Annotated in this window: 9 protein-coding genes; 3 read left to right on the top strand and 6 right to left on the bottom strand. The window is 73.0% G+C overall.

The genetic code is table 11. The annotated features are described in order from the left end of the window. Positions 1-15: 15 nt before the first annotated feature. Positions 16-2232: an ATP-dependent DNA helicase UvrD2 gene (locus KBY19_RS32465; RefSeq protein ID WP_210967273.1), complete on the bottom strand. Its 2217-nt coding sequence runs from the start codon at positions 2230-2232 to the stop codon at positions 16-18. A gap of 189 nt (positions 2233-2421) precedes the next feature. On the opposite strand from KBY19_RS32465, the gene KBY19_RS32460 reads away from it, so the two are divergent. Continuing rightward, a complete protein-coding gene (locus KBY19_RS32460) occupies positions 2422-2664 on the top strand; it encodes a mycoredoxin (RefSeq protein WP_099883954.1) in 243 nt (80 codons plus the stop codon). A gap of 85 nt (positions 2665-2749) precedes the next feature. Here KBY19_RS32460 and nudC read toward each other — a convergent pair whose 3' ends face one another. The 5 genes from nudC to KBY19_RS32435 all read right to left on the bottom strand — a co-directional run bounded on the left by nudC (position 2750) and on the right by KBY19_RS32435 (position 12958). Further along, positions 2750-3661 (bottom strand): NAD(+) diphosphatase, encoded by a 912-nt coding sequence (gene nudC, locus KBY19_RS32455; protein WP_099886765.1) that lies wholly within the window; start codon positions 3659-3661, stop codon positions 2750-2752. A 233-nt stretch (positions 3662-3894) separates the two neighbouring features. After that, a complete protein-coding gene (locus KBY19_RS32450) occupies positions 3895-5301 on the bottom strand; it encodes a dipeptidase (protein WP_099883953.1) in 1407 nt (468 codons plus the stop codon). 28 nt (positions 5302-5329) lie between these two features. Then, positions 5330-8749: an ATP-dependent DNA helicase gene (locus KBY19_RS32445; RefSeq protein WP_210967272.1), complete on the bottom strand. Its 3420-nt coding sequence runs from the start codon at positions 8747-8749 to the stop codon at positions 5330-5332. Between the two features lie 124 nt (positions 8750-8873). Then, the gene (locus KBY19_RS32440) at positions 8874-12353 is read right to left on the bottom strand and encodes an ATP-dependent DNA helicase (RefSeq protein ID WP_210967271.1); all 3480 of its coding nucleotides are present in this window, start codon (positions 12351-12353) and stop codon (positions 8874-8876) included. A gap of 179 nt (positions 12354-12532) precedes the next feature. Further along, positions 12533-12958 carry an MGMT family protein gene (locus KBY19_RS32435; protein ID WP_099886764.1) on the bottom strand — a complete coding sequence of 142 codons (426 nt, stop codon included), beginning with the start codon at positions 12956-12958 and terminating at the stop codon, positions 12533-12535. 176 nt (positions 12959-13134) lie between these two features. Here KBY19_RS32435 and KBY19_RS32430 point away from each other — a divergent pair, with 176 nt between their 5' ends. After that, positions 13135-16029: a flippase-like domain-containing protein gene (locus tag KBY19_RS32430; protein WP_210967270.1), complete on the top strand. Its 2895-nt coding sequence runs from the start codon at positions 13135-13137 to the stop codon at positions 16027-16029. Between the two features lie 110 nt (positions 16030-16139). Beyond that, complete coding sequence (locus tag KBY19_RS32425) at positions 16140-17825, top strand: alpha/beta hydrolase (RefSeq protein ID WP_210967269.1); 1686 nt, start codon at positions 16140-16142, stop codon at positions 17823-17825. Positions 17826-17879 lie beyond the last annotated feature (54 nt).

Raw genomic sequence — 17879 nt, 5'->3', positions numbered from 1 at the left:
CTCCCTGGTTCCGGGTCATTCGCGCTGTGGAGCGTCCTGTCCGGGGTCCGTCGGCAGTTCCTCGCCCGCGCACAGGGCCAGCACGTCGGCGCCGAACTGCTGGAGCTTGCGGCTGCGGACCCCGGAGATGCGGGAGAGCGCGGCCTCGTCGTCGGGCACCGCCTCGGCGATGGCGAGGAGGGTCTTGTCGGTGAAGACGCAGTAGTCCGGCTGTCCCAGCAACGCGGCCTGCCGTGCCCGCCACTGCTGCAGCCGCTCGTACAGCACCTCGTCCAGCTCCGAGGGGCAGTCCTCACAGCGCATCAGCTTCACCTCACCGGGGTCGGTCAGCGAACGCCCGCACACCCGGCACCGTGCCGGGGACCGCCGCACCCGCCCGCGGCCGGCGGCCGGGCCGCGGTCGAAGCCGCCGCCGGTGACGCTGCCGCTGACGGCTCCCGTCGCCGCCCGCCGTGCGCCCGCGCTCGTGCCGGGGCGCAGGCCCGTGAGGAAGCGGCTGGGCTGTCTGCTGGGGCGGCCACCCGGGGAACGGGCGAGGGACCACGAGAGGGTCAGCACGCGGCGGGCGCGGGTGACCCCGACATAGAGCAGTCTGCGCTCCTCCTCTGTCTGCTCCTCGGTCCTGGCGTAGGTGATGGGCAGCATGCCGTCGGTGAGGCCCACCACGAAGACCGCGTCCCACTCCAGGCCCTTGGCCGCGTGCAGCGAGGCGAGTGTGACGCCCTCGACGGTGGGGGCGTGCTGGGCTCTGGCCCGTTCGTCCAGCTCGGCGACCAGGTCGGAGAGGGTCGCCTCCGGGTGGGCCGCGGCGAAGTCCACGGACAGCCGCACCAGCGCGGCCAGCGACTCCCAGCGGTCTCTCACCGCTCCCGATCCGGCGGGGGCGTGCGGGGTCCAGCCCTTGGTGCCGAGCACGGCACGCACCTGGGAGGGCAGATCGACCGCGTCGTCCAGCAGCGCGTCGTTCCCACCGGCGCGGGCTGCGCCGCGCAGCACCACGAACGCCTCGCGCACCTCGGGGCGTTCGAAGAAGCGCTCGGCGCCGCGCAGCTGGCAGGGGACCGACAGGTCGGCAAGGGCCTGCTCGTAGATCTCGGACTGGGCGTTGATGCGGTAGAGCACGGCGATCTCGCTGGCGGGGACGCCGGAGGCGATCAGATCCCGCACCCGCCGGGCGACCCCCTCGGCCTCCGCCGGTTCGTCGGCGAACTCGGCGCAGACCGGCTCGGGTCCCGGATCGCGCTGGGAGACGAGTTCCAGGCTGTGTTCGGCGGCGCGGCCGTGTGCCTGGGCGAGCAGTCCGTTGGCGAAGTGGACCACCTGGGGGGTGGAGCGGTAGTCGCGGACCAGTTTCACGACGGTGGCGCTCGGGTGGCGGGTGCGGAAGTCGAGGAGGTGGTCGGCGGTGGCGCCGGTGAAGGAGTAGATGGTCTGGCTGGCGTCACCGACCACGCACAGGCTCTCCCGCTCCCCCACCCACAGCTCCAGCAGCCGCTGCTGGAGCGGGCTGACGTCCTGGTACTCGTCCACCACGAAGTGCTGGTACTGCCCGCGGACCGTCTCGGCGATGTCCGGGCGGTCCTGGAGGATGCCGACCGTCAGCAGCAGTACGTCCTCGAAGTCGATCACCGAGCGCTCGCGCTTGAGCTGCTCGTAGAGGGCGTAGATGCGGCTGATCTCGGCGGGGTCGCGGGGGGCGGCGCGGCCCGCCTTCGCGGCGGCGGCCGGGTAGTCCTCGGGAACGGTCTGGGTGACTTTGGACCACTCGATCTCGCTGGTGACGTCCCGCAGCTCGGTGCGGTCGAGCCGCAGGCGGCAGCGGGTCGCGGCTTCGCCGACGAGTTGGGCCTTGCGCTCGATCAGCGGCGGCAGCTCGCCGCCGACGGCGCGGGGCCAGAAGAACTGCAGCTGGCGCAGTGCGGCGGAGTGGAAAGTGCGGGCCTGTACGCCTTGGACGCCGAGCTGACGGAGCCTGCCGCGCATCTCGCCGGCGGCCCGCTGGGTGAAGGTGACGGCCAGCACCCCGGCGGGGGGCAGGATGCCGGCGCGGACGCCGTAGGCGATGCGGTGGGTGATGGCTCTGGTCTTGCCGGTGCCTGCACCGGCCAGTACGCACACCGGACCGTGCAGGGCCGTCGCCACCTCGCGCTGCTCGGGGTCGAGCCCTTCGAGCACCGCGTCGGGGGAGTCGGGAACCTGCGGGAAGAGAGTGGAGTCCGTTGCTGCTGTCACCCCGCCATGCTGCCAGCCGCCGGGCGGGGCGGTGACGGGGTTGTCCACAGCCAGGGTTGTTTGTCATACAAGCGGTGTGACCCGGTCCATTCTCCCGGGGATTTCCGCCCGTTACCCCTGGGGGGAATGGTCCGGTGCCTCCGCGCGTTCACTGGAGGCACCGGACGAGACGAAGGAGCACTGGAGAAGATGGCGGGCACTGTGACGATGTACAGCACCACCTGGTGCGGCTACTGCCGTCGGCTGAAGGGCCAGATGGAGCGCGAGGGCATCGCGTACACCGAGATCAACATCGAGCAGGACCCCGAGTCGGCGGCCTTCGTCGAGAAGGCGAACGGCGGCAACCAGACGGTGCCGACCGTTCTGTTCCCCGACGGCTCGACGCTGACCAACCCCTCCCTGGCGCAGGTCAAGGAGAAGATCGGCGGCTGACCCGCTCGCGGGGCCGCCGGTGGACGGCCCGCCCCGCGGGCCCGGTCCCGGCCCGCCGCCTGATCATGGCGGCGGCTCGGCCGCCTCAGTCGTGACGGCGGGGCTTGGGCAGCGGCTGTCCGTACCAGCGTTCGACCAGGCGGGCCGCGATCGAGATTCCGGCGGGTGGGAGCACCTCGCCGGTCTCGATCGCGGTCCGCAGGTCGTCGCGGGAGAACCAGCGGGCCTCCTCGATCTCGTCCCCGTCCACCTTGATGCGGGGCGAGGTGGCGCGGGCCATGAAGCCCAGCATCAGGCTGGAGGGGAAGGGCCAGGGCTGGCTGGCGACGTAGCTGACGGGGCCCACGGCCACGCCGGCCTCCTCGGCGACCTCGCGGCGTACCGCGGCTTCGATTGACTCACCCGGTTCGACGAAGCCGGCGAGCGTCGAGAACCGGCCCTCGGGCCAGTGCACCTGGCGGCCCAGCAGTGCGCGGTCCTGGTCGTCGGTGACCAGCATGATGACGGCGGGATCGGTGCGCGGGTAGTGCTCGGCGCCGCAGGCCGGGCAGCGGCGGATGTGTCCGGCTGCCGCGATGACGGTGCGCTCGCCGCAGCGGGAGCAGAAGCGGTGGGTGCGCTGCCAGTTCTCCAGGCCGATGGCGTGGACCATCAGTTCGCTGTCGCGGTCGCAGAGCAGGGGTCCGGCTTCGCGCAGTCCGGCCGGGCGGGCGATGTCGTCCATCCTGCCGGGCAGTGAGTCCTTCTGGAGTGCGAAGTAGCGCACGCCCTCTTCGTCTATGCCCAGGAAGTAGCGGTGGGCCTCGGTGAAGGGCGCGTCGAAGGACGGCATCATGACGAGTTCTGTGGTGCCGTCCTCCTTGTCCTCGATCAGGGCCTGTCCGCCGGAGACCACGAAGACGCGGGTGCTGGGGTGACTCCAGGCCGCCGCCAGCCATGCCTCGTCCAGCCGGTGGTGGGAGGCGCGGTCGATGCCTCCTGTCGTGGTGAGGCTGATGGGTTGCTCGTCGGCCGCTGACGCGACGGTGGAGCCGGTGTGCGGGGCGGTGTCCGTGGCGGGCTCTCCGGTGGAACGGTCGGTCGAGGTCGGGATGGTCACTTCTGCTTCCTACTCCCCCTGGGTCGGGGCTCCCCGCCCGGTGGCCGGGTCGGGGGGCGGTTGGCGAGCGTTCGTGAGTCGGGTGGCGGGGCGGCTCGTTCCGGGCGGTCGCGCTGCCGGAGCAGCCGCTGTCAGCCGCTCCAGTGTGCCGCGAGGTCGTCCCACAGGTATGCGGCCGTCTCGGCCCCTTTGAACAGCAGATCGAGTTCGACCTTCTCGTTGGGCGCGTGCCAGCCGTCGGAGGGGACCGAGATCCCGAGGAACAGAACGGGGACGCCGAGAGCGTCCCTCAGGTCGGCGGCCGGTCCCGAGCCGCCCTCCCGGGTGAAGCGGACCGGTGTGCCGAAGGCGCGCCGCATGGCGCGGGTGAGGGAGCGCAGTGCGGGGTGGTCGAGCGGGGTGAGGCAGGGGCGGGTGGCGCCCCAGAAGGTGATCTCGTGCCGGATGCCTGCGGGGAGGCGTGCGGCGACCCAGTCCCTGAGCGACTGCTGGATCTTCTCCTCGTCCTGGCCCGCGACGGTGCGGAAGGACAGCTTGAGCTCGGCGCGGGAGGGCACGATCGTCTTGCCGCCGGGACCCTGGTAGCCGCCGCTGATGCCGTTGACCTCCGCCGTGGGGCGGGCCCACACGCGCTCCAGGGTGGTGTAGCCGCGCTCGCCCAGTGTCGCCTTCGAGTGGGCGGCGCGCAGCCAGGCCTCCTCGTCGAACGGCAGCTCGGCGAAGAGGGTGCGTTCCTCCTCGGTCAGCTCCACGATCCCCTCGTAGAAGCCGGGGAGGGTCACCCGGCGGTCGTCGTCGTGCAGGGCTGCGGCGAGGCGGGCGGCCTCGGTGGCCGGGTTGGGAATCGCACCGCCGAAGGAGCCGGAGTGCACGTCTTGGCCGGGCCCGTACAGGTCGATCTGGCAGTCGGTGAGCCCCCGCATACCCGTGCAGACGGTGGGGGTGTTCTCGTCCCACATGCCGGTGTCGGAGACGACGACGGCGTCGCAGGCCAGGCGCTGGGCGTGGGTGCGCAGCAGTGCGGGGAAGTGCGGAGAGCCGGACTCCTCCTCGCCTTCGATCAGCAGCTTGATGCCGACAGCCGGCGCGGTGCGGCCGGCGGCGGCCAGATGCGCGCGCAGACCCAGGGCGTGGAAGAGCACCTGCCCCTTGTCGTCGGCGGCGCCGCGCGCGTAGAGGCGACCGTCGCGCTCCTCGGGTTCGAACGGTTCGCTGTGCCAGCCGTCGGTGCGGACGGCGGGCTGGACGTCGTGGTGACCGTAGACGAGGACGGTGGGTGCCGTCGGGTCGTCGGAGGGCCACTCGGCGAAGACAGCGGGCGCGCCGTCGGTCTCCCAGACCTCGGCGACGGGGAAGCCCGTCGTGCGCAGGGTGGCCGCGAGCCAGTCGGCGCTGCGCCGCACGTCATCGGCACGCCCCGGGTCGGCGGAGACGGAGGGGATGCGCAGCCAGGCGGACAGGTCGGTCAGAAAGGCGGAACGCTGCTCTTGGATGAAGGTCCGGACCGCGCTGTCCGGGGGAGCCGGGGTGGTGCTCATGCCATCGAGCCTAACCGGCGTCGGGTGATCAGCCGTCAGCCGGAGGGTACCCCGGTTCCTCGGGCAGCGCGTCCGGGCCGTCCAGGTGTACGTCGCCCAGCAGCAGCCGCTCCAGTCCTGCGCGGTCGGGCAGCGCCTCCGGGCGCACCAGCTCGCCACTGCGGACGTAGAGGAACGCCGCGCCGACCGAGGACAGCGGCACCCCTTCCTGCTCGGCCCAGGCGAGCCGGTAGACGGCGAGCTGCAGCGGGTCGGCGTCCTGGCCGCGGCCGGTCTTCCAGTCGATGATGTCGAACGTCACACTCCCGTCGGGGCCCCGGTCCCGGTAGACGGCGTCGATCCGGCCCCGGACGACCCGTCCGGCGAGTACGAGCTGGAAGGGCGCCTCGACACGGTGGGGCGTGCGCTGCGCGTAGGGAGTGCGTTCGAAGGCCTCCTTGAGGACCGCCAGGTCCCGTTCGTCCGCGATGTGCGGCGGCTCGCTGCCGTAGGGGCCCTCGCCCTCGGCGCCGGGCAGCTCGTCGGGGCCGAGCAGCGGCAGCGGCAGCTCTTCGAAACGGGACTCCACCCAGGCGTGGAACCGGGTGCCCCTGCGCGCTGCCGCAGGCCGCGGGGGGCGCGGCATGGGGCGGGCCAGTTCCCGGGCGAAGCCTTCCGGATCGGCTGCCAGGCGCAGCAGTTGGGAGGCGCTCAGCGTGCGCGGCAGGGGTACGTCGCGTACTGCGGCGCGGGAGCGGCGCAGTTCCTCTGTGAGAGCCTCCAGGTCGCGGTCCCAGGCGGCGATCAGCCGGGCCTCCTCGGGGCTGATCTCTTCGGCTGCCGGGTCGGTGCCCTGGTTCGCCGCCGCGGCGGTCGGGTCCGGGGCGGGTGCGGCGGTCGCGTCCGGGGTGGGTGAGGCTGCTGCGGCCGGGGCGGTCGCGTCCGGGGTGGCCGCTGCCAGGTACGACTCGACCCGCGCCGCCGCCTCGCGCCGCAACGCCAGTGCGGTCTCGTCCAGGGGCAGCGGCCACACCCGCTCTTCCGCGGGCTCTGCCAGCGCGGGGTTGACCGCGCCCTCTTCCGGAGGCTCGGCCCAGTGCTCGACCTCGCCGTGCGCCGGGTCGGCCTCGCAGTGGGCGCGCAGGGCCTCCAGGAAGGCGGAGGGGCCGCGCGGGCGCTTCTGGGAGGGGCCCCACCAGTGCCCCGATCCCAGCAGCAGGCTGCGCGGGCGGGTGAAGGTGACGTAGCCGAGCCGCAGCTCCTCCGTCGACTGGTGGGCACGCAGCGCGTTCTCGTGCTCCTTGAGTCCCTTCGCGTTCCACTCCGGCCGGGGCGGGAGCGTATCGGCGTCACCGCGCAGCGCGTAGGGCAGCACCTTGGGCTGGGTGAGCCAGGTCTCGCGGGCCTGTTCGCTGGGGAACTGCTTGGCGACCAGGCCCGGCACCGCGACCACGTCCCACTCCAGGCCCTTGGACTTGTGCGCGGTCAGCACCTTGACCGTGTTCTCGCCGCCCGGCAGTGAGCTGTCCAGCCCCTTCTCGTACTGCACGGCAGTGCGCAAAAACGCGAGGAAGGCCAGCAGGGTGGCCTCGCCGTCCAGTGAGGCGAAGCCCGCTGCGATGTCGAGGAACTGGCCGAGCGTCTCGCGCCGCCGGGCCGCGACCGCGTGCGGGGAGGCGGCCAGCTCGACCTCCAGCCCGGTGACGGTCAGCACCCGGTGCAGTACGTCCATCAGCGGGTCGGCCAGCGAGCGCCGCAGATCGCGCAGCTCGGCCGCGAGCCGTGCGAAGCGGACCCGGGCCTGGGCGGAGAAGGGCAGCTCGTCCTCGTAACCGTCGGCCTCCAGGAAGGTGTCCAGCGCGTCGGCCAAGGAGCGCACTTCCGCCGGGTCGGCGCCTTCGACGGCCGCGGCCAGTCGCTCGTCCGGATCGTCGCCCTCGCGACTGCGCTGGTGCGCCACGAGCAGCGCCGCGCGGCGGCCGAGCAGCGCCAGATCGCGTGGGCCTGTCCGCCAGCGCGGCCCGGTCAGCAGTCGCACCAGCGCGGCGTTGGCGGTGGGGTCCTGCAGCACCTCGCAGACGGCCACCAGATCGGCGATCTCCGGCAGGTGCAGCAGCCCGGACAGGCCGACGACCTCCACGGGCAGATCCCGCTCCACCAGTGCGCCCTGGATCTCGGCGAAATCGGTGGCACTGCGGCACAGCACGGCGATCTCGCCGGGCGGGGTGCCGGTGCGCACCAGATGTGCCAGCGAGTCGGCCAGCCAGGCGATCTCTTCGGCCTGTGTCTCCAGCAGCGCCGCGCGGACCCGTCCCTGTCCCTCGGCGCCCGGGGCGGGCCGCAGCGCCTCGACTCCCTCGTGCCGCTCGCGCAGTGGCGCTGCCAGATCGTTGGCGAGGTGCAGCAGACGGCCACCGCTGCGCCGGTTCTCGCTCAGCGACTGGCGGCGGGCCGGGGTGCCGTCGGCGTGCGGGAAGTGGTGCGGGAAGTCGTCCAGATTGGCGACGGAGGCGCCGCGCCAGCCGTAGATCGCCTGGCAGGGGTCCCCGACCGCGGTGACGGGGTGTCCTGTGCCCTGTCCGAAGAGCCCGGCGAGCAGTACGCGCTGTGCGACGGAGGTGTCCTGGTACTCGTCCAGCAGTACGACGGAGAACTGCTCGCGCAGCGCACGCCCCACCTCCGGCATCCCGGCGAGCCGTGCGGCCAGCGCGATCTGGTCGCCGAAGTCGATCCGCTCCTGTGCCTGTTTGCGGGCGCGGTACTCCTCGACCAGGCCGAGCAGTTCCTGCCGGGCGAGTGTCGCCTGGGGCACCTTGCGCAGCTTCTCGTTGGTCAGCCGGGCCCCCTCCAGCCCGGCGAGCAGCTCGGCGTTGTGTTCGCGCAGCTGTTGGGGGGTGACGAGGTGTTCGGACAGCTCGGCGTCGAGCGCGAGCAGGTCCTCCACCAGCGCCGGCACGGACTTGGTGAGCGCCTCGAAGGGGCCCTGGGCCGCGCGCAGCACCCCGGCGGCGAGCTGGAACCGGGTGGCGTCGGCCAGCAGCCGCACGGTCGGCTCGAGACCGAGCCGCAGCCCGTGCTCGGTCAGCAGCCGTCCGGCGAAGGCGTGGTACGTGGAGATCTGCGGCTCTCCCACCTCGGTACCGTCCGCCAAGCCGTCACCGGCGCCGTCGAAGAGCGCCGGGTCGGATCCGGTGACACCGGCGCGCAGCAGCGCCTTGCGTACGCGTTCGGACAGTTCACCGGCCGCCTTGTTGGTGAACGTCAGCCCCAGCACGCGGTCGGGGGCGACCTGCCCGGTTCCCACCAGCCACACCACGCGCGCGGCCATGACGGTGGTCTTCCCCGAGCCCGCGCCGGCCACGATCACCTGGGGAGCGGGCGGCGCGGTGATGCAGGCCGTCTGCTCCGGGGTGAACGGGATACCCAGCAGCTCGGCGAGCTGTCCTGGGTCTGTGAGCGGTGCGGGCACTCGTAAGACGCTAGCGCTCGCGGCTGACAGATCACCGCCGGGCCGGAGGATGCGCCCGCCCGGCGGCGGAAGGCCCAAGGGGTGGCCGGTGGGCTCCGTCCGGGCGGCTCACTGGACGATCTGGTCACTCGACGATCTGGCGGCCCTCCGGGCGGGCGGAGCAGGACGCGCGGAAGGAGCAGTGTGTGCAGTGCTGCCCCGGCGAGGGGGTGAAGCGCTCGTCCAGTACCCGCGCCGCCGCGGTGGCCAGCAGCTCGCCCACCCAGTCGCCCCCGGTACCGTCCCCGGGCTCCGGTGCCGGCTCTCCCTGCCGGTCGACCGGCTCCTGCCGCTGGACGACAGGCAGCGTGTCCCCGCCGTCGCGCTTGGCGGCGCCGAGCCGCAGCTGCACCAGTTCGGCACCGCCCGGCCGAGGGCGCGCTCCGCCGAACAGCTCGTCGGCGGCGCCCTCCCGCAGGGCGAGCTGGTAGACGGCCAGCTGGGGGTGACGCTCCACCTCGGGCCCGGTGGGGCGGGCGCGGCCTGTCTTGAAATCGACCACGTAGGCGCGCCCCTGGGCGTCCCGCTCGACCCGGTCCATGCTGCCGCGGACGCGGACGGCGTGCTCACCTGCCCGCAGCGTGACATCGAACCCGTGTTCGCTGCCGACCAGCTCGCGGCCCTCGCCGCGCTCCATGACGTGCCAGCGCAAGAAGCGCTCCAGGGCGGCGCGTGCGCTCTCCTTCTCCTGCCGCGACTTCCACGGCGCGTCGAAGGCCAGCCCGTCCCAGACTGCGTCCAGCCGCTCCATGAGCACCGACAGGTCCGCCGGGCTGCTGCCGGAGGCCACCTCGTCGGCCAGTACGTGCACCACGTTGCCGAAGCCCTGCGCTGCCGTGGCCAGCTCGTCGGCCTTCACCTCGCGGGCCAAGAACCACTGCAGGGAGCAGGTGCGCGCCAGCTGTTCCAGCGCACTGCCCGACAGCGCGACAGGTGCGTCGAGCTCGCGCAGCGGCACGCTGGAACGGGTCGGCTCGGCCAGCCCCCACCAGCGCTGCGGATGCGCCGCCGGGACGAGCGGATACCCCTCCTCGTCCCGCTCGGCCGCGAGCCTGGCCAGTCGCCGCGCCGCCGCGTCCCGCAGCGCGGGCGAGGCCGCCGGGTCGACGGTGGTGGCGCGCAACTCCGCGACCAGTGCGGACACCGACAGCGGGCGGCGGGGGCGGTTGCCGACCGGCTGCGGCTCGACACCCAGTTCGGCCAGGAACCGTGAGGGCTGGTCGCCGTCCTCCGCCTGGGCGCGGACGGCGGTCACCACGAGGCGCTCAGCGGCGCGCGTCGTCGCGACGTAGAACAGCCTGCGCTCCTCGGCCAGCAGCGCCCCCGGGGGCAGCGGCTCGGCGATGCCGTCGCGCCCGATGCGGTCCGCCTCCAGGAGGGAGCCGCGCCGCCGCAGATCGGGCCACAGTCCTTCCTGCACCCCGGCGACCACGACCAGCCGCCACTGGCGGCCCTTGGCGCGGTGCGCCGTCATCAGCCGGACGGAATCAGGACGCACCGCGCGCTGGACGAGGGTGTCGGCGGCGATGTCCTGGGCCTCCAGCTCGTCCAGGAAGTTGAGCGCGCCCCGGCCCCCGCCGCGCTCCTCGGCCCGTGCCGCGACGGCGAACAGGGTGCAGACGGCGTCCAGGTCGCGGTCCGCGTTGCGGCCGGACGGGCCGCCCCGGCGGGCGGCCCGCTCCAGCCGGTCGGGCCAGCTGGTGCCGTTCCACAGCTCCCACAGCGCCTCTTCGGCGGTGCCGCCACCGGCGAGCAGTTCGCGGGTCTTGCGCAGCAGCAGCCCGAGGCTGTGGGCGCCCTCGACGGACCGGCCCGCTGGTGCGGCGGCGGTGGCACCGGCGTGCGGGGTGTGGGCCACCAGCCGTTCGGGCTCGGCGAGGGCTTCGGCCAGCAGTTCGTCCGAGGGACGCGGCACCTTGGCCCCCGCGGCGCGCTCCTCCTCGCGCAGCGCCCGGCCCAGGCGGCGCAGGTCGGCGGCGTCCATACCGCCGAGCGGCGAGGTCAGCAGCGTCAGTGCCGTCTCCGTGTCGAGCACGGCACGCCCCTCCAGCGCGCCCGCCGCCGCCACGCGCAGCGCCGTCAGCAAGGGGGCGACGGCGGGTTCGTGGCGCAGCGGGACGTCGTCGCCGTCCACCTCCACGGGTACCCCGGCGGAGATCAGGGCGCGCCGTACGACGGGCAGGGAGCGGCCGCCCGCACGCACCAGCACCGCCATCTCGCCCCAAGGGAGGCCGTCTTCGAGGTGGGCGCGGCGCAGCAGATCGGCAATGTTGTCCAGTTCCGCACCGGATGTCGGAAAGGTGAAGACCTCCACGCGGCCGTCGGCCCCGGTGTCGGTCCCCGCGCTGGCGGACCGGGGAGCCGGCCGCAGCCCACGGTGGGCGCGTACGGCGTCGGCAGGGAGCCGGGTGAGCGGCATCCGGGCCGTCAGCTCGCGGGTGGCGGCCAACAGCCGGGCGTCGGAGCGCCGTGCGGTGCGCAGCACATGGACGGGCGCCGGGGCACCGGAGCGCTGCCGGAACAGCTCCGGAAAGTCGAGGATGCCGTTCACATCCGCGCCGCGGAACGCGTAGATCGACTGGTCCGGGTCCCCGAACGCCACCAGCGTGCGTGCCCCGCCACCGGCCAGGGCGCGCAGCAACCGCACCTGGGAAGGGTCGGTGTCCTGGAACTCGTCCACATAGATCGCGTCGTAGGCGGCGTGCAGCTGCGCGGCGACCTCCTCGCGCTCGGCGAGCAGGACCGCACGGTGCACGAGTTCGGCGTAGTCGAGCACGCCCTGCATATCCAGTACGTCCAGATATTCGGCGAAGAACCCGGCAGCGGCTCTCCAGTCGGGACGGCCCGCGCGGCGGGCGAAGGCGTCCAGCGCGACGGGCCCCAGGCCCAACTCCCGGCTGCGCGCGAGCACCGCCCTGACCTCGTCGGCGAACCCCCGGGTCGTCAGACAGGCGCGCAGTTCGTCGGGCCAGCGCACCGTCGCGCGACCCCGGCGCTCCAGCGCGAGCTGCCCTTCGAGCAGTTCCCTGATGTGCAGGTCCTGCTCGGGGCCGGTCAGCAGGCGCAGGGGTTCGGCGAACAGATCGGCGTCCTGGTGCGCGCGCACCAGCGCATAGCAGTACGAGTGGAACGTCGTCGCCCGGGGGGCGCGCGGTGTGCCGCCCAGCGCGCCGCGGCCGGCCTCCGCCGGGGTGCGGCCGTCCGGCGTGACCGCGGCAGTGGCCACCTGGCGCGGCAGCCGGGCAGGGGCCGTCTCCCGTGCGAGCCGGTCGGTCATCCGGTCACGCAGATCGACCGCGGCCTTGCGGCTGAAGGTCAGCACAAGGATGCGTTCGGGGTCCATGCCCTCCCGCACCCGCGCCGCGACGGCCTCGACCAGGGTGGTGGTCTTGCCCGTGCCCGGACCCGCCAGCACGAGCAACGGGCCGCCGCGGTGGTCAACCACAGCGCGCTGCGCCGCGTCAGAGGCAGGGAAATCGAACGGTTCCGCAGCGGTGCGCACCAGCCGGTACGCACCGGGCTCGCGGGGCCGCTGATGCGCGTCGGCGGTAAGGGAGGAACTCACGTGGATCGCCTTGGGGGAGGTCTGTGCGGAGTGGTACAGACGCTACGCCGGCGGACACACGTGTCGCAGCGCATCGCTCTCGTACCCCGTACGGCTGCTGTACTCCGTACGGACTGTCCAGCGCATGGGGCCTGTGGGCATGACGGAAGCTGGGAACTGTGAGGAGCCGCAGTGCGGGATCACCCGTCCTTGCCGTCCCAGCGGGCGCGGCGTATGTCGATGCGCGGAATGTGCCCCTGGCGGCGGGAGGCGGCGGTGGGCTCGCGCAGCGGGGTGCCCTCCGCGTGGTAGTGCGCCAGGGCCTCGCGCTCCTGTCCCGGCAGTGGCACGCCGTCCGCGCGCACCACGCGCCACCAGCAGACCGCGCCGCCGTACAGCGCCATGACCCTGCCCACCTGGCGCGGGCCGCCCTCCTCCAGCCACTCCGCGATGTCCCCGTAGGTCATCACCCGGCCGGCCGGGATCAGCTCGGCGACCTCCAGTACGCGGTCCGCGTAATCGGGCAGCTGGTCCCCCTGCCCGGGGGGCGGGGGAATGGGCGCGTGCGCCTCCCGGGGCGCTGCGGGGCCGCCGGGCAGCTCCTCGTGTCGGGGGGTTCCAGCCATGCGGGCCATCGTGCCGCATGCCACCGACAGCGGTGCCACCTCGTCCACGAACGGCCTCGAACGGTGACCCACAAGCGGTACCCAACCGTTGCCGATTCGTCCCTCACACCCCCGGAATGCACCCTCGTGCTCCCGGCGGCCGCCCCCTCATGCCACCATCTTCCGGGCGGTGACGAGTGATACGGGACCAGGACGAGACGGCAGCAGCGGGACAGCGGCACGGTGAACCCGGCAAGGAGGGCGCACCCGCCGCCGACAGTGCTGCCCGGTCCGCCGGAGACGCCGAGCACGAGTCCGCAGGGCGGAAGCCCGCCGCCGACCGGCCGCACGCCGACCACCCGTCCGGGCAGACGTCCGACCGGCCCCCGGACGAGGACGGGCCGGGCGAGGGGAAGCCGGACAAGCCGAGCAGCGGCGAGCAGGAAGCGGGCGGGACAGGCCCGCACAAGGAAGCCCCCGGCGAGCAACCGGAGGCCGCCGCGGAGGGGGACCGTATCGAGATCGAGAGCGACGAACCGCTGCTCTCGGCGCGGGTGCACCGCCCCTCCGACCTGCTGCGCATGGTGCTCGGTCTGCTGGGCATCGCGCTGGTGCTCATCATCGCGAACTTCGCGCACGGCACCACCGCCGGGCTCGAACAGGACATCGACAAGGGCACGGCGGAAGCTCCCGATCTGCTCATCAGCCTGACCGGGCTGGCGTCCAGCATCGCGGTACTGCTGGTACCCGTCGCGTTCGCGATCGAACGGCTGATCAAACGGGACGGACTGCGGATCGCCGACGGGGTACTGGCCGCCGTCCTGGCGCACGGCGCCTCCCTCGCCGTGGACCTGTGGGTCGCCCAGGCGGCGCCCGACTCGATCCGGGACGCGCTGACCAAGGCCATCACTCCGCAGGACGCCACCACCCCGGTGCACAGCTATCTCGCACCGGTCATCGCCTATATGACGGCAGTCGGCATGGCACGCCGCCCGCGCTGGCGGGTGGTGCTGTGGGGCGTGCTGCTGCTGAACGCGACAGCCGTCCTGGTGCCGGGATACACGACGGCGTTCTCCATCGTGGTCACCGTGCTGATCGGCTGGACCGTCGCCTACGGCACGCTCTACGCGGTCGGCACCCCGAACGTCAGGCCGACCGGCCAGACGCTGCTGGCGGGACTGCGCAGGGTCGGCTTCAAGCCCGTCAGCGCGCTGCGCATGGAGGAGGCCGGTGAGGCCGACAAGCGGGACCACAACGACCGGGGGCGCCGCTACCGCGTGACCCTGGAGGACGGCCCGCCGCTCGATGTGACCGTCGTCGACCGCGAGCAGCAGGCACAGGGCTTCTTCTACCGGGTCTGGCGCCGGCTGGCGCTGCGCGGCATCACCCAGCGGCGCAGTCTGCAGTCGCTGCGACAGGCGCTGGAGCAAGAGGCGCTGCTCGCCTACGCGGCCATCTCCGCGGGCGCCAACGCACCCCGTCTGATCGCCACCTCGGAACTCGGCCCGGACGCGGTGATGCTCGTCTACGAGCACATCGGCGGCCGCAGCCTGGACGCGCTCCCGGACGAGGAGATCACCGACGAGCTGATGCGCACGGCGTGGCGCCAGGTCAGGGCGCTGCAGTCCCGCCGTATCGCCCACCGCAGGCTGGTCGGGGACGCGCTGGTGGCGGACCGCTCCGGCACCGTCTATCTGACGGACCTGCGCGGCGGTGAGATCGCGGCCGGTGACCTCATCCTGCGGATGGACATCGCACAGCTGTTGACGACACTGGGGCTGCGGGTGGGCGCCGAGCGGGCCGTGGCGACCGCCGTGGACGTGCTCGGCCCCGACGCGGTGGCCGACAGCCTCCCGCTGCTGCAGCCGATCGCACTCAGCCGCAGCACCCGTACCACCCTGCGGCGGCTCGCCAAGGAGCGCACCGAGCGCGAGCGCGAGGCCGTCATCGAGGCGTCCCGGGCGGGCAGGGGCACCAAGGCGCGGGAGGAGACCGCGGAGAAGACGGCCGGAAGCCGCGCACACCGCAAGTCGCTGCGCGCGGAGAAGAACGCCGAGAAGAAGGCGATAGACGAGGCGCTGGAGGAGGCCCGCGAGGAGGATCTGCTGGCCCAGATCCGGCAGCAGGTCCTGCGCATCAGGCCGCAGGCGCCCATAGAGCCCGCGCGGCTGGAGAGGATCAGGCCGCGCACTCTGGTCAGCTTCATCGCGGGCACCCTGGCCGCCTACTTCCTGCTCACCCAGCTCTCCCAGGTCCCGCTCGACAAGGTGCTCGGCGCCAACTGGGCGTGGGTCGGCGGCGCGGTGCTCTTCTCCGGACTGACGTATATGTTCGCCGCGATGGCACTGCTGGGCTTCGTCCCGGAGAAGGTCTCCTGGTGGCGGACGGTACAGGCGCAGGTGGCCGGCTCCTTCGTGAAGCTCGTCGCCCCCGCGGCGGTCGGCGGTGTCGCGCTCAACGCCCGCTTCCTCCAGCGTTCAGGAGTGCGGCCCGGACACGCGGTGGCGAGCGTGGGCGCCTCCCAGCTGTTCGGGCTGGGCAGCCACATCACCTTGCTCCTGCTGTTCGGCTACATCACCGGGACCGAGCACACTCCCACCCTCTCGCCGTCCCGCGCGGTCATCGCGGGGCTGCTGACGGCGGCGGTGCTGGTGCTGATCGTCACAGCGGTGCCGGCGCTGCGGCGGTTCGTCTCGAACCGGGTGCGCTCGCTGTTCGCGGGCGTGGTGCCGCGGATGCTGGACGTGGTGCAGCGCCCGCAGAAGCTGCTCACCGGTGTGCTGGGGATGCTGCTGCTGACGCTGGCGTTCGTGATGTGCCTGGACGCGTGCGTGCGGGCCTTCGGCCACGAGACGAGCTACGCCAACCTCGCCGTGGTCTTCCTGACGGCGAACGCGCTCGGCTCGGCCGCGCCCACCCCGGGCGGGCTCGGCGCCGTCGAGGCGGCGCTGATCGCCGCACTCATCGCCTTCGGGGTGCCGAAGGAGGTGGCGACCCCGGCGGTGCTGCTCTTCCGGCTGCTGACGCTGTGGCTGCCGGTGCTCCCCGGCTGGCTGTCGTTCACCCAGCTGACGCGCAAAGGCGCGCTCTAGCCGACACGCCGACCCCGCGCCGGAAACCACCCGTACGCACCACACAGCGCGCCGCGGACCGGTGGACGTCCGCACGATGAACGTCCCACCACCTGCCGGGAGGACGTCCCATGCGCCATTCCCGCTCCCCGCGGCCCGGTGCCGCCCTTGCAGCAGCCCTCATAGTGACCGCTGCCGTGACGAGCGGCTGCGGCAGCGGCGGCCCGGACGGCACCAGGAAGAGCGCGGCCCGAAGCGGCGAGACGAGCTCGTCCCCCTCCCGGAGCGCCTCCAGCGCCTCGTCCCCGCCTGCCACCGGCTCCGCTGGCCGTACGACCGGGAACGACACCCCGCCCCTGCCCGAATCGCTCACCGGGCAGCAGCCGCACTGGTCGCCGTGTCCCCCGCCGAACGCGGCACAGGGCAGCGACACCGGCTCGCCCTCCCCGCTGCCGGGAGACGCACGGTGGGAGTGCGCGAAACTGCGGGTGCCACTGGACTACAGCAAGCCCGAGGGCCGCACCATCGGCATCGAGATGATCCGCGCCCCTGAACGCAAGGGCGGCGGCAAGCGCATCGGCTCCCTGCTGTTCAACTTCGGCGGCCCCGGCGGCTCCGGGGTGGCGACGCTCCCCGCCTTCGCCGAGGACTACGAGAAGCTGCGCGGCCGCTACGACCTGGTGAGCTTCGACCCGCGCGGGGTGGGACGCAGCGAGGGCGTCAAGTGTCTGAGCGACGGCCGGCTGGACGCCTACTTCGCCGCCGACTGGACACCGGACACCGATGCCGAGGAGCGCCGCCTCTTCGCCCGCCAGAAGTCCTTCGCGAAGGGCTGCGAGAAACGGGCCGGTGCGCTGCTGCCGCACCTGACGACCCAGAACACGGCGCGCGACATGGATCTGATGCGGCATGTGCTCGGCGACCGGAAGCTGCACTACTTCGGCATCTCCTACGGCACGGAGCTGGGCGGCGTCTACGCGCACCTGTATCCGCAGCGCGTGGGCCGCGCCGTCTTCGACGCGGTGGTCGACCCCACCACGACACCGGTACAAGGCTCACTCAGTCAGACCAGCGGCTTCCAGCTGGCACTCGAGAACTTCCTGAAGCACTGCGCGGAAGCCGGTGAGGAGTGCCCGGTCGGTGAGGACCCCGCGAAGGCCGGACAGCGCATCACCGACCTGCTGGCCGATCTGGACGCCGAACCGATGCCCACCGACAGCGGCCGCAAGCTGACCGAGTCACTGGCGGAGGGCGGCATCGCTCAGGCCCTGTACGCGAAGGAGACCTGGGAGCTGCTCACCCAGGGGCTGGAAGAGGCTCTGGTGGACAGCGACGGGTCGACGCTGCTGCTGCTCGCCGACGCGCTCAACGGGCGCAACCAGGACGGCACCTACAGCACCCTGCAGTCGTCGCTGACGGCGATCAACTGCGCGGACGACAAGCAGCGCTACGGCAAGCGGGAGATCACCAGCCGGCTGCCCGCCTTCACCGACCAGTCCCCGGTCTTCGGGCCGATGTCCGCCTGGGGGCTGGCGTCGTGCCACGACTGGCCGGTCGGGGGCGACTGGGCGACACCCAAGGTGCGCGCCCCGGGCTCCGACCCGATCCTGCTGGTCGGCACGACGGGCGACCCGGCCACCCCGTACGGGGGAACGCGGGCGATGGACAAGGAGCTGGGCGAGGATGTGGGCGTCGAGGTGACCTACCGGGGCGAGGGCCACGGCGCGTACAACAGCGGGAACTCATGCGTGCGCAAGGTGGTCGACGGCTATCTGCTGCGCGGCCGGGTCCCCCAGGACGGCACGGACTGCCGCTGACCGGCAACACGTCGGGGCAGCGACCGGAAAGGCGTCGGGGTGGGGGGGGGGGGG

It is taken from the genome of Streptomyces sp. B15, assembly GCF_018070605.1.
Classification (GTDB): Bacteria; Actinomycetota; Actinomycetes; order Streptomycetales; family Streptomycetaceae; genus Streptomyces; species Streptomyces smyrnaeus.
This window is presented reverse-complemented; position numbering and strand designations above follow the sequence as displayed.

Bases quoted from the DNA above. Each gene is read 5' to 3' on its own strand.
- KBY19_RS32460 (WP_099883954.1), top strand. From the start codon at position 2,422: ATGGCGGGCACTGTGACGATGTACAGCACCACCTGGTGCGGCTACTGC.
- KBY19_RS32450 (WP_099883953.1), bottom strand. From the start codon at position 5,301: ATGAGCACCACCCCGGCTCCCCCGGACAGCGCGGTCCGGACCTTCATC.
- KBY19_RS32435 (WP_099886764.1), bottom strand. From the start codon at position 12,958: ATGGCTGGAACCCCCCGACACGAGGAGCTGCCCGGCGGCCCCGCAGCG.
- KBY19_RS32425 (WP_210967269.1), top strand. From the start codon at position 16,140: ATGCGCCATTCCCGCTCCCCGCGGCCCGGTGCCGCCCTTGCAGCAGCC.